At 36.5% G+C, this 13,819-nt stretch carries 9 protein-coding genes and 1 pseudogene; 2 read left to right on the top strand and 8 right to left on the bottom strand.

Going from position 1 to position 13,819, the window contains the following annotated elements:
* Window positions 1–34: 34 nt before the first annotated feature.
* Window positions 35–331, bottom strand: a pseudogene (gene gyrB, locus A9G30_RS13165) (DNA gyrase subunit B); the annotation flags it as partial.
* Window positions 332–1,066: 735 nt separating this feature from the next.
* Here gyrB (A9G30_RS13165) and A9G30_RS06585 point away from each other — a divergent pair.
* A complete protein-coding gene (locus A9G30_RS06585) occupies window positions 1,067–2,545 on the top strand; it encodes a hypothetical protein (protein WP_065588431.1) in 1,479 nt (492 codons plus the stop codon).
* A gap of 362 nt (window positions 2,546–2,907) precedes the next feature.
* Here A9G30_RS06585 and gyrB (A9G30_RS06580) read toward each other — a convergent pair whose 3' ends face one another.
* From gyrB (A9G30_RS06580) to A9G30_RS06550, 7 genes are all read right to left on the bottom strand, one after another.
* Window positions 2,908–5,319: a DNA topoisomerase (ATP-hydrolyzing) subunit B gene (gene gyrB, locus A9G30_RS06580; protein ID WP_065588430.1), complete on the bottom strand. Its 2,412-nt coding sequence runs from the start codon at window positions 5,317–5,319 to the stop codon at window positions 2,908–2,910.
* A gap of 42 nt (window positions 5,320–5,361) precedes the next feature.
* On the bottom strand, window positions 5,362–6,435 hold the full coding sequence (gene recF / locus A9G30_RS06575; protein WP_065588429.1) for a DNA replication/repair protein RecF: 1,074 nt from the start codon (window positions 6,433–6,435) through the stop codon (window positions 5,362–5,364).
* Between the two features lie 46 nt (window positions 6,436–6,481).
* Window positions 6,482–7,585 (bottom strand): DNA polymerase III subunit beta, encoded by a 1,104-nt coding sequence (gene dnaN / locus A9G30_RS06570; protein WP_065588428.1) that lies wholly within the window; start codon window positions 7,583–7,585, stop codon window positions 6,482–6,484.
* A gap of 15 nt (window positions 7,586–7,600) precedes the next feature.
* A complete protein-coding gene (dnaA, locus tag A9G30_RS06565) occupies window positions 7,601–8,959 on the bottom strand; it encodes a chromosomal replication initiator protein DnaA (protein ID WP_065568386.1) in 1,359 nt (452 codons plus the stop codon).
* Between the two features lie 167 nt (window positions 8,960–9,126).
* Window positions 9,127–10,218 carry a porin OmpA gene (gene ompA, locus A9G30_RS06560; RefSeq protein ID WP_065588427.1) on the bottom strand — a complete coding sequence of 364 codons (1,092 nt, stop codon included), beginning with the start codon at window positions 10,216–10,218 and terminating at the stop codon, window positions 9,127–9,129.
* A 193-nt stretch (window positions 10,219–10,411) separates the two neighbouring features.
* A complete protein-coding gene (locus A9G30_RS06555; protein ID WP_065568384.1) occupies window positions 10,412–11,320 on the bottom strand; it encodes a recombination-associated protein RdgC in 909 nt (302 codons plus the stop codon).
* A gap of 113 nt (window positions 11,321–11,433) precedes the next feature.
* Complete coding sequence (locus tag A9G30_RS06550) at window positions 11,434–12,183, bottom strand: MipA/OmpV family protein (RefSeq protein WP_065588426.1); 750 nt, start codon at window positions 12,181–12,183, stop codon at window positions 11,434–11,436.
* A gap of 170 nt (window positions 12,184–12,353) precedes the next feature.
* Between A9G30_RS06550 and A9G30_RS06545 the strand changes: the two genes are divergently transcribed.
* Complete coding sequence (locus A9G30_RS06545) at window positions 12,354–13,763, top strand: aspartate aminotransferase family protein (RefSeq protein WP_141672026.1); 1,410 nt, start codon at window positions 12,354–12,356, stop codon at window positions 13,761–13,763.
* Window positions 13,764–13,819: the final 56 nt, after the last annotated feature.

Here is a 13,819-nt window from a genome sequence, read left to right as displayed (position 1 = left end):
GTCTTTTATGTTGTATATAAAAATAGCGTAACCTTTAAAAATCTAAATTGGCTGCTTTAAGAGCATTTTCTTCAATAAATAATCGACGTGGTTCGACTTCATCACCCATGAGAGTTGTAAACAATTGATCTGCTTCAATCGCATCTTTGATGGTGACTTGTAACATACGGCGACTGGTGGGATCCATGGTGGTTTCCCATAATTGTTCAGGATTCATTTCGCCAAGACCTTTATAACGCTGAATAATTAAGCCACGACGAGACTCTTTAATTAACCAATCAACGGCTTCTTCAAAAGATTCAACCGGCTGTTTACGTTCATCGCCCTCAATTGGTGATCACTACTAGCGTCAAATAGGGGCTGGTTTCTCCGCGAAGTGAGGCGATACGGGGAGTACACCAGCGCGGGCTTTGAGAACCACTACTACTGGCCAAGTGACGCTGCTGGTGGTGACTACCAGTTCTCTGTTTTCATGGGGGTGGTTATTTGGGCAACCACAATGCTTTGCCGAATAACACTAATTACTATGGATTTTGCACCACTCCTTAGTATTTGATGCTTAGTTCTTAATCCTTAGGTAGTGTGCGAAGCTTATGGTGCAAATAAATGACAATCCATCCAAGAAACAAGCCCACCGCGCATTAGGCCGGGCCTTGAGCCAGCAGATCATACAAGTTTGTGCTTTTGCAAATAGACAGCAAAAGCGCTTTTCCCAGAATAAAAGCCAGTTCCCAAAAAATTCATTATTATACTCAAACATATATCCTAAACTTTTTGACATTATTTATTAATCTTTCTATAAAAGGGTGGTTAAATTTTTTTAAAGCGTTATACTTTTTATATTAACAGATTAATTTGGCTTAATTTATTAGCTAATAATTATAAAAAATCAAATAAACACAAAACAATTGATATACAGGATGTTATGCAGTATAACTATAGCCTACAGATATGGCCGCATTATGTTTTAAGCATTTCTAAATACTACTTAAATAAGACATTTAGCTTCGGTATCCTTTTTACCCTAAACTTAGTAAATACACATACACAAGATTGCCACTTATTCTTGCTAATTAGTTTTCGTAAACCGCTAAATGTTAGCCTGAAGCAGCAATTACAATTAGCTGAGCTATCACAGCCACGTTTATCGCGTTTATCCAGTTTAACTTTATGGCTATTTAAAGTTTCTTTTACATTAGTATCATTGTTGTTAACGTGTGTAGCAAATGCAAAAATGTTATCAGCCAGTACTTCAAATATCATAGAAGGTACCGCTCCTTATTTAACATTTGATGGCGGTATAACCAAAGCTACTCAGACGGATGGTTTGTTAAGTATCAAGTTATCGGATGCTACAGTAATCTCACCAATGAGCAATACATCTTCACTATCAAAACCAATAGTGTTACCTAGTGCCAGCGATACGTTTGCTAATGTTCTCATGTTTTTACCAACAACCAGGAACTCAATAAGTTTAAACACACTCGTTAGAGCCCCGTATAACTATTGGGGTGATAATGATGGTGATGGGCAGGGGAGAAGAGGTATAACGGCAACAGGCAGGTTAAGGGTTCGGATCAAGGATAAAAATAATCGAACAGTTAGTCGTGTTGATATTTTAGATATTTGCAATGCACCTTATAAAATGGAATTAAGCAATACCAATGGCAGTTTAAAGACGCGGTATGGTGTGCCAAATCAAACTATTTTGGGTGTGGATGCTGTAACTTACTATTTCACCCCAGAATCGTCAGCTAAAGTTTGCTATGCCAAACCAGAATTGCAAGAAAGTATAGGTCGATATGCCGGTCCTGCTGAAATGTGGGATACAAGAAAAGGGTTTATTCCCCAAGCAACTACCCCATCATCATACGCTAGTAACTTTCCTACTACTGGTGCGAATGGTTTATACTTTGATTTAGACATAGGAGGAAGGGGTTCTCTAACTTGGCCATCAATCACTCAAGGTGGTATAACTGCTACCATGACACCCGATGCGAATGGGACAACTGTGCGCGTTACTTTAACAGGACCTGCGTCAACCAAAAATGAACAGAACGCTGACTTACCAGGGCCGCTTCAGGCTGGAATACCAAACTTACCGCAAATATTCGAGCTAAAGGGATACGATAGTAGTGGTAAAGAGGTGGTAAAATATGGATTTGAATTGAAGAAGTGGTTTGTTAACCGTGGGCTTAGAACAGCTGAAGCTGCCAACCAAGAAGCTTGGTGTTCAAGCATAGGCTATCGGATTATACAAGTCAAAGACGTCACCAATGCAACCTGTGATGGTAGTAGTAGTTGTCAAAATGTAGTTGGTGCCACACCTTCATCAAGGGGCAATAATTACCATCGCCGAATTGGTGGCGGTTTGTTTAGTGAGTGGGCTCGCCTAGCTAATTATAGTGGTTCAGGCTTTAGTAACCTTAGCTATTGGACAAGTGATGTAACAGGGGAGCGTTTATTTCATGTATACTCGTACAATGGTCGGGTTTACCGTGCTGATCCTATCGGTAACTATTACGGGGTGTGCGTTTATCCTTAGCTTTTAGTTCTGAGTTTTTAATTCTTGTACGAATTAAGAGTCAATTAAGTTTAAAAAAACAAAGAAATCTATTTTAATTTAAGTGGCTACACGCCAACAAAGTTGGCAAGCCATGCGTTTTTGTATCTAAAACAGCACAAATGCTTGTCTAATATAAAAAATATCCAATCAAAGAGAACTTAACAATCCATTTTTTATACTCAAACGCATAGTTACCTGAAACTTTTTGACAAGAATTTTAATTTTTCTGAAAAAGCATAATTTAGGCCATAGTTACATTTTTATAGGTAGTTATAACTTTATTGAATAAAAAAACCAGACATGCGTCTGGTTTTTCTGTTGTTTTTTTATAGCAGTAATATTTAGAAATCTAAATTAGCTGCTTTAAGGGCATTTTCTTCAATGAATAATCGTCGAGGTTCAACTTCATCGCCCATAAGGGTTGTAAATAATTGATCTGCTTCAATTGCATCTTTGATGGTGACTTGTAACATACGGCGACTGGTTGGATCCATGGTGGTTTCCCATAATTGTTCAGGGTTCATTTCGCCAAGACCTTTATAACGCTGAATAGTTAAGCCACGACGAGACTCTTTAATTAACCAATCAACGGCTTCTTCAAAAGATTCAACTGGCTGTTTACGCTCACCGCGTTGAATAAAGGCACTCTCTTCCAGCAGATCTTTTAATTGTGCGCCAAGGTGGCAGATATTACGGTATTCATTGCTATGGATAAAGACTTGATCTAATGGATAATGTGTATCAACACCATGGGTTCTGATTTTAATGATTGGCACATATAATTGTGTTTTTTCATTATATTCAGTTGAATACAGGTAGCTGCTGCCATGTTGCTCTTTGTTCGATAATTTTTCAACAATGGTTTTTGCCCAATTTTCAGCCTGCTGTTGGTTTTGTAAAATACTTTCGTTTAATACGTCATGATAAACCAATTCAGAAAGTAGCGCTTTAGGGTAATGACGCTCCATTTTGGTAATCAGTTTTTCGACTTTTTGATATTCGGCAATGAGTCTTTCTAACGCTTCGCCTGCAAGTGCAGGGGCATGGTCATTAACATGTAATGAGGCATCTTCAAGGGCTAAAGCAATTTGAAATTGTGTCATTGCTTCATCATCTTTGATGTATTGCTCTTGCTTGCCTTTTTTGACTTTATATAAGGGCGGCTGTGCAATATAAACATAGCCACGCTCTATGATTTCTGGCATTTGGCGATAAAAGAACGTTAGTAATAGAGTACGAATATGTGAACCATCGACATCGGCATCGGTCATGATAATAATACTATGATAACGCATTTTATCTGGGTTATATTCATCACGGCCAATTCCACAACCGAGAGCGGTGATTAGTGTTCCCACTTCTTGCGAAGAAAGCATTTTATCAAAACGGGCTTTTTCTACGTTTAAAATCTTACCTTTAAGTGGTAATATCGCTTGATTTTTACGGTTACGACCTTGTTTTGCCGAGCCCCCCGCAGAGTCCCCTTCCACTAAGTAAAGCTCAGATAAGGCAGGATCTTTTTCTTGGCAATCAGCAAGTTTACCGGGTAATCCGCCTAAGTCTAAAGCGCCTTTACGACGGGTCATTTCTCGAGCTTTACGGGCTGCTTCACGGGCTCTTGCTGCGTCAATGATTTTCCCAACTACAATTTTGGCATCACTTGGGTTTTCAAGTAGATATTCTGCTAATTTTTCGCCCATTACTGATTCAACCGCAGATTTAACTTCTGATGACACTAATTTATCTTTGGTTTGTGAGGAAAATTTAGGATCTGGCACTTTGACTGAGACTACGGCAATTAACCCTTCGCGCGCATCGTCGCCAGTTGCACTGATTTTGGCTTTTTTACTGTATCCTTCGTTTTCCATATAGTTATTTAATGTGCGAGTCATTGCTCCACGGAAACCAGCTAAATGCGTTCCCCCATCTCGTTGAGGAATATTATTAGTAAAACAGTAGATATTTTCTTGATAGCCGTCGTTCCATTGCAATGCAATTTCGACACCAATGTTATCTTTTTCAGTACTAAAATAGAATATTTTCGGATGAATAGGGTTTTTGTTTTTATTTAAGTATTCAACAAAAGCTTGAATACCACCTTCATAATGATAATGCTCACTTTTGCCTGTTCGCTCATCAAGTAATCTTATTGATACACCTGAGTTTAAGAACGATAATTCACGTAGTCGTTTCGCTAATATTTCATAAACAAATTCAATATTAGTAAATGTTTCAGGGCTTGGCCAGAAACGGACATAGGTTCCTGACTCAGTTGTTTCGCCAATAACTTTAAGAGGGGCTTGTGGTACGCCTAATTGATAAATTTGTTGGTGAATTTTTCCTTCACGATAAATAACTAATTCTAATTTATCTGATAAAGCGTTAACCACTGAAACGCCAACGCCATGCAAGCCACCAGAGACTTTATATGAGTTGTCATCGAATTTACCACCAGCATGTAATACAGTCATGATAACTTCAGCCGCTGAAACACCTTCTTCCTCATGGATTCCAGTTGGAATGCCACGACCATCGTCACGAACAGAAACGGAGTTATCAGGATGGATAGTGACTTCAATATGGCGACAATAACCCGCTAATGCTTCATCAATGGCATTGTCTACCACTTCAAAAACCATATGGTGAAGTCCTGTGCCATCGTCAGTATCACCAATATACATACCTGGACGTTTACGAACAGCATCAAGTCCTTTGAGTACTTTAATGCTAGAAGAATCATAAGAATTAGACATGGATTTCTCGACTTAATTGATTGTTTATATCATTCTATAAATTTACGAAATTATACCAGATTTTATGTAAAAAATCTTATCATTTTCATCGATCATATGGGTAATTTGTTCTTGGTTAACCGCGGTAATAAATACTTGCGAATTGGCTAATTTTAACCGTTTGGCTAATAACTCTCGTTTATGGTTATCTAATTCAGAGGCAAAATCATCAATTAGGTAAACACAAGCTTGAGTATTTTGCTTTGAATAATATTCACCTTGAGCTAAACGTAAAGCGCACATTAATAACTTTAATTGACCGCGGGATAATAAGTCTTCAACAGGAATATTGCTGACACGTAACCGAATATCAGCTTTATGTGGCCCTACTGATGTGTAGTTGAGCAGCTTGTCTCGCTCGTAGTGTTTGTTTAATATTTCAGCATAATCAGTGTCATGTTCCCAACCTTGATAATAGTGGCAACTAAGGTAATATTCAGGTAAAAAATCCAGGCAAGTTTGAATGATTTCAGGAAAAATTTGTTGCGAATAATTTGCCCTAATGTTGCTAATCTTTTCAGCAATGGGTACGATTTGTTTATCCCAATGTAATAATTGATTATAATTCTGGGATTGCTTTAATAATGCATTTCGCTGTTTAAATAGTCGCTTTAAATTGTTCCATAAATAAACAAATTCAGGATAATGATGGAAGCATCCCCAATCAATAAATGCACGACGATATTTGGGTCCCCCTGTCAATAAATCAAATCCTTCTGGTGTGATTAATTGAATGGGTAATAATTTGGCTAAATCAGTTAATCGAAAGCCTTCATTACCATCTATTTTGATTTTATTATTGCTATTACGTGATTTTGCAAGACCAATTGAATGAACCTGTTGGTTGGTGTTTTTTATTTCACTAAATAACACAAGTTCAGGTTGCTCGTGTTGGATAATTCGATTGGATTGTGTATGTCTAAATGCACGCCCATGGCCAAGCATGTAAATAGCTTCAAGCAAGCTGGTTTTTCCACTTCCATTATCACCAATAATAAAGTTAAAGTGCGGCGATAAAGACAGTTGTGCATAATCAATATTACGGAAATGATGAACTTGGATTTTTGAAAGAGTCATATGCTTATATTATTCCGGCCGAAGCCGGAAGGTTAGATGGGGTTGATTATAAGCGCATTGGCATAACAACATAAGTGGCGGATTGATTATTAATATCTTCAATTTGTACACTGGATGTTGCATCAGTTAATAACAGTTGTACGCTATCACATTTCAATGTATTTAATATATCAAGTAAATAGGTTACATTAAAGCCAATTTCAAGCTCTGATGATGCATATTTGACGTCAATGACTTCTTCTGCTTCTTCTTGTTCGGGGTTATTGGCCGTAATTTTTATTTGATTGTTATGGACATGAAGCCTAATTCCACGGAATTTTTCATTAGATAAGATCGCAACACGTGATAAGGCGTTTCTAAGTTCATCACAGGATACTTCGAGTGGTTTATCGGGATTGCGTGGTAATACGCGTTTGTAATCGGGGAATCTTCCATCAATCAGTTTTGATGTGAAAGTGAAGTCACCAAGGTTAACACGAAAATTATTATTACCAATTTGCATAGTGATTAATTCGTCGTTATCACTTACTAATTTGGCAAGTTCAAGTACCCCTTTTCTTGGCAAAATGACAGAGTAAGTCGTTTTAATATTCTGTTCAATTGGCTGGGCACATACGGCTAGTCGATGACCATCTGTTGCAACTGATTTTAATAATCCATCTTCAATTTCAAATAACATACCATTTAAGTAATATCTTACATCTTGGTTAGCCATAGAAAATTGAACAGCATCAATTAGCCGTTTTATGGTTTTTTGTGGAACGGAAAGATCAATATCACTTTGCCAGTTTTCTAAATTAGGAAAATCGCTAGCAGGTAAAGTAGATAAAGAGAACTTGCTACGACCAGATTGAATCACCAATCGGTTATCATCAACGCTTATCGAAATTTGAGCATCATTGGGTAAGTTTCGGCAGATATCAAGAAACTTTCTAGCCGGCACAGTTGTTGCACCTGGTTCGCTTGCCTCAATCAATGGTAAATGAGATATCATCTCTATTTCAAGATCTGTCCCAGTCATTGATAGTGTGTTATCACTTACTTGCAATAATAAATTTCCCAAAATTGGTAGTGTTGGGCGACTACTCAAAGGTGCACTGACAAGCTGCAATGGTTTAATCAGTTTTTCACGATCGATAATAAATTTCATAGTATTGATTCTTTGTTAAGTTGATAAAGTTCGAATTAAATTGGAGTAATCTTCTTTTATATTATTACTTTCTTCTTTTAATTCTGCAATCTTTCTACATGCATGCAATACCGTTGTGTGATCTCTGCCACCAAAGCCATCACCGATTTCAGGCAGGCTTTTATTAGTAAGCTCTTTTGCAAGCGCCATAGCGACCTGCCTTGGTCTTGCAACAGAACGAGAACGGCGTTTAGAAAGTAAATCTGATACTTTAATTTTATAATATTCGGCAACCGTCTTTTGTATATTTTCAATAGTAACCAATTTTTCTTGTAAAGCTAGCAAATCTTTTAAGGCATCTTTAACAAAATCAATGGTAATAGCTTTACCCGTAAAATTAGCATTAGCGATGACTCGGTTAAGCGCTCCTTCTAATTCACGAACATTGGAACGTAATCGTTTAGCAATAAAAAAAGCAACTTCTTCGGGCAATTTTATTTTATTTTCTTCTGCTTTTTTCATTAAAATTGCGACCCGAGTTTCAAGCTCAGGCGGTTCTATTGCGATGGTTAGCCCCCACCCAAAACGCGATTTTAATCGATCTTCAACGCCATTAATTTCTTTTGGATAACGATCAGAGGTTAAGATAATTTGTTGGTTGCCTTCTAATAAAGAGTTAAACGTGTGAAAAAATTCTTCTTGAGATCGCTCTTTATTTGCAAAAAATTGGATATCATCAATAAGTAATGCATCGACTGAGCGATAATAATTTTTAAACTCTTCAATCGCATTATTTTGCAATGCTTTGACCATATCTTGCACAAATCGTTCAGAATGCATATAGACAACTTTGGCATTGTTTTTTTCTACCATTATTTGATTACCCACTGCATGTAATAAGTGCGTTTTACCTAAACCAGTAGAACCATATAAAAACAAAGGGTTATAAGCTTTGCCTGGATTTTCAGCGACTTGTTTGGCCGCGGCCACTGCAAGCTGGTTTGATTTACCTTCAACAAAGCTATCGAAAGTATGTTTATGGTTGATACCTGAATGGTAGACATGATTATTCTTTGTTTCCTTTGTTGTTTTCCAAGCAGGCACAACATCTGCTTTACGTTGGCTACTTTGGGCTTTTTTATCAGTGGATATGGTTGAGCCAACTTCAAGAAATAATTTTAGAGAATCATCATTAAAAAGTTTATTTAATAATTGGCTAATGGTGGGTAAATATTTATTTTTTACCCAATCTAGGACAAACCTATTTGGCGCATAAATATAGAGTTTATTATCGACCATTTCCGCTTGCAACGGGCGAATCCATAAATTGAATTCCGTTGTAGGGATTTCTTCTTGTAATTGCGAAAGGCAATCTTGCCAAATAGCGGTAGGCACGGCAACTCCTTCAACTTTTCTTACTAACAATATCGTAAAGCATTATAATCTTTTTTGTGGATAATTTGTAGTTCTAAGGTGATATATAATTTAGTTGTTAACAAAAAAGATAGATAAAAAAACCCAGTTTTTAACTGGGTTTTAATCAATAAGTTAAGAAACAAAGATTATTTTGTTGATTTAATTACTTCAACTTCTTGTTCGTTAAGTGCTTTAACTTCAATTTCAACACGGCGATCTGGAGCTAAACAAGCTTTTAAGCTAGCACCACGAAGTGCATTACATTTAGTGCCAGTAACTGGTTGAGATTTACCCATACCTCGTGCACTGATAACGTGAGAAGGCACGCCATTGGCAACTAAGTATTTCATTACTGAATTAGCGCGTTGTTCTGATAGTTTTTGGTTGTAGCTAACTGAACCAATACGGTCAGTATGACCAATTACTACGATAGCACTTTCAGTTGGTTTGATCTTAACTAGATTTGTAAGTAAGTTGTCTAATGCTTGACGACCTTCAGCTTTTAAGTCAGCTTTTGCATAAGCAAATAGTACATCTTCATTTAACACATAACGGTTTACTTCAGTTTTTAATTCAACTGGTGCTGGAACAGCTGGTGCACCTAAACGGTAAGTAATACCTAAGGTTACAGTACCAGCATCTGGAGATGCGTCAGTCTTAGTGCGAATATGTTGAACATATTGGTATTCTAAACGAGTAGAGAAGTCTTCCGCAAAACGATAATCAACACCTAATGCGTAAACTGGAGATAGATGATTTTTTGTACCACCGTGGCCATACACTTCTCTCGTATCGCCACCATTTTTCCATTTAGCTATAGTTACCATCCCACCTGCACGACCATAGATATCAAAACCGTCAACGATTGGATAGCTTAATTTACCTGTCAAAGATACACCCTGAGCAGATACTTTGCTATTACCAGCCTTAGTTTTATCGTCGTTCCACTTTCTTTTATATTTAGCAGATCCTAACCAGTCATAGCCTAATTCAACGGCTAAATAAGGGTTTGCTTGGTAACCAAGAAAAGCACCGCCAGCAACATTGCTACGTTCTCCAGTCTTAATACCAACTTCATCTTTATCAAAGCCACGAACTTTATTTGCATCTAATCGATAAAGCTCTGACCAACCTAATTTAGCACCTGTATAAAAAGTGTTGTCTTCGTATGCTGCGTTAGCTGCAGTGGTTGTTAAACTTGCAACTGCGATTGCTAGAGCTAGAGTTGTTTTTTTCATTTTATTGCCTCAACTTATATGTTGTTATAGACGATGTTTAGTTTTTTGTTGCTTAAAATTTACTTCAAATAAAAAGAACAATTACTTATTTTTATATAATTATGCTACACATAATCTAACGCTAGTATAGCATAGATAATAGGCAAAGCTATATTTATTGCCATCATGATATGAAAATTTTTAAATAGTTTTATCAAATAATTTTGTTAATTGTCAGGTAAAAGTCATTAATTGTATTGGCTAATGTATTAGCCATAATAAAAAAGTCTGCTTCCAGTTTTTTATCAAATTCATCTGATCCTATATCTTCATTTTCGTCTAAAATAATAGCATCAAATTTAATTCGTTTAAATGTTAAATCGCTATTAATGATAAAGCTTATGCCTCTTTCATCAATAATTTTAATCTTAGTTATCCATTTTCCTGAATCAAAATGGATGCGCATTTCATCACTAGTGATATCTTGATTTTTACAACTAATAATCCCATTACCTTCAAGAGGATCTTTAAGTTCGGCTTGATCACCTAATACAAATGGTGGAAAATTCAGATTTTCTTTAACCCATGTGGTCATGATTTGTTCAAGTGGTTTGTCAATAGACAATGGCGTTAATGCTAGTGAACCAAGCTCTTTGCGTAAAATTGCTAAAATATCTTCAGCTTGTTTAAAGCTACTACAATCAACAATAATGCGTTTATTGTGCGTATCGATCCATAGCCAATAGTGATTATATTTACTAAATGCTCTTGGCATCAAATCAATCATAACTTCGTCTTTTAAAGTGGCTTTTTCATTTTTACTGAGCTTTCTACTTAGTGCTTGCTCTTGTTTATCAATTTTTTCTAATAGCGCTTGTTTGATGACGGGAGCTGGTAATATTTTAGTTTCTTTTTTGATACGTAATAATAAATGCCCTTGCATATCGACAAGCAAATCATCTTGATTATTATCATGATAAGGCGAAACCCATCCCATCTTTGTGGTATCTAAATTACCGCAGGGGGTAAAAGGGTGAGACTTTAAGGCTTTTTCTATCGCATCTTTATTAAGTAGCGTGTCACTATTAAGTTGATAAATTATGGCATTTTTAAACCAAAGCATACTTTTCTATTTCCTGAATTTTGTGATGAAGATTTTATTTTGTTTAAACTGATACTAACTGATAGTGCGTAACAAGTCGTTATCTTTTCATTGTCAGTATCGATGTTTATGAATTAAAAATTATAAGATACACCTGCATAAATTGAGGCTGTTACATTATTATCAATCATTGGGCTGTTAGTTACATCGCCTGTCAATTCATCAATATGAATGCCACCGAAAGTAGCAATATTATCGGTTAAAGAATATTGTGCACCAATTTCAAAGTAAGGCGTAACAGAACTATTTGAATTAAAATAACTCAAACCTGAACGTGAAGACTCTTTATGAGAAACGCCATAATAATAGGCATTATGTTTACTATTAGCCCAATTAATACCAATCGTGGGCGCAACAATTAAATTACCTTGTATGTAAGGCACGGTATAGTCAGTATTCACTAAGATACTGTGACTTTTACCAAGAACGTCAGCGCCAATACTGCTTGAAAAAATCCCCCAATCAGTAATGATATCGTAATTTACTTCTGCCAATAAAGTAGAGTGACGGCTGTTAAGTTTTTTTAGCATGTGATTGTTAGCATCATGAGGTTTAAATTCATTAGCAAGATAGCGAGCACCAAATGATAGACTTTGGTTATCGTCGTTTAATGCGTAAATACCGGTAGATAGATCATCAATAAAAAAGGAACCATTATCATAATCAATATGAGGAATAGGATAGAAACTTGAGCGATAACTCTTATAGGGGGAATTAGACCAGCCTAAGCCGATACCTAATGATGTGGGATCGGCTGATGCAATTTGAGTATACCCTAAAGGAAACATTGATAAGATTGAAATTATGCAGCTTAAATTTTTCATTCTGATACCCACTTCTCGCAATATGACTCAAGACAATTATTGCAATAATTTTGCCTCTCGGGGGTTATCGTCACAAAATCTATACACTAATCGTACATTGTTACAATCCATTTTCTTTAATAATAATGCCACATTTTATCGTGTTTGAATATGGATTAGTGAGATAAATTATGAGTAAACCAACTTTAGAGATGATTAATAGTCGCCCTGATGATGCGACTTTGTTAGCAGATGAAGCAAAATATTGTTCTTTTGGTGACACTGTTCATTACGTTGAACCGCCAAAAATCTTTGATGGTTGTGAAGGTAGCTACATGTACGACAAAGAAGGCAAAGCTTTCTTAGATCTACAAATGTGGTATTCAGCATGTAACTTTGGTTATGCTAATGAACGCCTAAACAACGTTCTAAAAAAACAAATTGATACTTTACCACAATGTGCCAGCCAATATTTGCACCCAACTAAAATTGAATTAGCTAAAACCATTGCTCAAGGTATGGAAAAACGCTTTGGCTACGAAGGTCGAGTGCATTTCAATGTAGGTGGTTCACAATGTATTGAAGACTCATTAAAATTAGTTCGTAATGCCTCGGGTGGTAAATCATTAATGTTTGCTTTCCAAGGTGGATATCATGGACGTACTTTAGGTGCTTCATCAATTACATCAAGTTACCGTTATCGTCGTCGCTATGGTCATTTTGGTGATCGTGCCATGTTTGTTCCATTCCCTTATCCATTCCGTCGCCCTAAAGGCATGACAGCAGAAGAGTATGGTGAACATTTAGTTGCTGAATTTGCGCGTTTATTTGAAACCGAATACCACGGTGTTTGGGATCCAAAAGTGGGGCAAGCAGAATATGCCGCATTTTATGCTGAGCCTTTACAGGCAACTGGTGGTTATATTGTACCGCCGCGTAATTACTTTAAAGGTCTTAAGAAAGTTTTAGATCAGTATGGTATTTTATTAGTCGTTGATGAAATCCAAATGGGCTTTTATCGTACGGGTAAACTTTGGTCTATTGAACACTTTGATGTTAAACCTGATGTTGTGGTGTTTGCTAAAGCATTAACTAATGGTCTTAACCCACTGGGTGGTTTATGGGCACGTGAAGAGTTAATTAATCCACAAGTATTCCCTGTTGGTTCAACCCATTCCACATTTGCTTCTAACCCATTAGGTACAGCAGTTGGTCTTGAAGTGTTAAAAATGACTTCTGAAACGGATTACGAAAAAATGGTAATGGAAAGTGGTGCATACTTCCTTGAAGGTTTAAAAACACTTGAGAAGAAACATAAAGAAATCGGTGAAGTTGACGGCCTAGGTTTAGCGCTTCGTGCTGAAATTTGTACTGAAGATGGCTTTACTGCCAATAAAGCTTTAGTTGATAAGATGGTTGATATTGGTATGTCAGGTGATCTTGATTGGAATGGTAAAAAAATGGGCTTAGTACTTGATATTGGTGGTTATTACAAAAATGTCATTACTTTTGCTCCATCGTTACATATTTCTCGTCAAGAGATTGATCAAGGTATTGAATTACTCGATCAACTTATTACACGTGCTAAAAAAGAACTTTAATCACTTATTCCTATTTTCCCCGTCAATTTTATTGGCGGGGCTTCTTATCGAATTGA

The organism is Gilliamella sp. Fer4-1 (assembly GCF_001690515.1).
Lineage (GTDB): Bacteria > Pseudomonadota > Gammaproteobacteria > Enterobacterales > Orbaceae > Gilliamella > Gilliamella apicola_C.
Note: the sequence above shows the minus strand (reverse complement) of the source record. Positions and strands in the feature narration are given on the sequence as shown.

Coding starts and splice junctions, on each gene's coding strand:
- recF (WP_065588429.1), bottom strand. CDS start 6,435: ATGACTCTTTCAAAAATCCAAGTTCATCATTTCCGTAATATTGATTAT.
- A9G30_RS06545 (WP_141672026.1), top strand. CDS start 12,354: ATGAGTAAACCAACTTTAGAGATGATTAATAGTCGCCCTGATGATGCG.
- A9G30_RS06550 (WP_065588426.1), bottom strand. CDS start 12,183: ATGAAAAATTTAAGCTGCATAATTTCAATCTTATCAATGTTTCCTTTA.
- A9G30_RS06555 (WP_065568384.1), bottom strand. CDS start 11,320: ATGCTTTGGTTTAAAAATGCCATAATTTATCAACTTAATAGTGACACG.
- ompA (WP_065588427.1), bottom strand. CDS start 10,218: ATGAAAAAAACAACTCTAGCTCTAGCAATCGCAGTTGCAAGTTTAACA.
- gyrB (WP_065588430.1), bottom strand. CDS start 5,319: ATGTCTAATTCTTATGATTCTTCTAGCATTAAAGTACTCAAAGGACTT.
- dnaN (WP_065588428.1), bottom strand. CDS start 7,585: ATGAAATTTATTATCGATCGTGAAAAACTGATTAAACCATTGCAGCTT.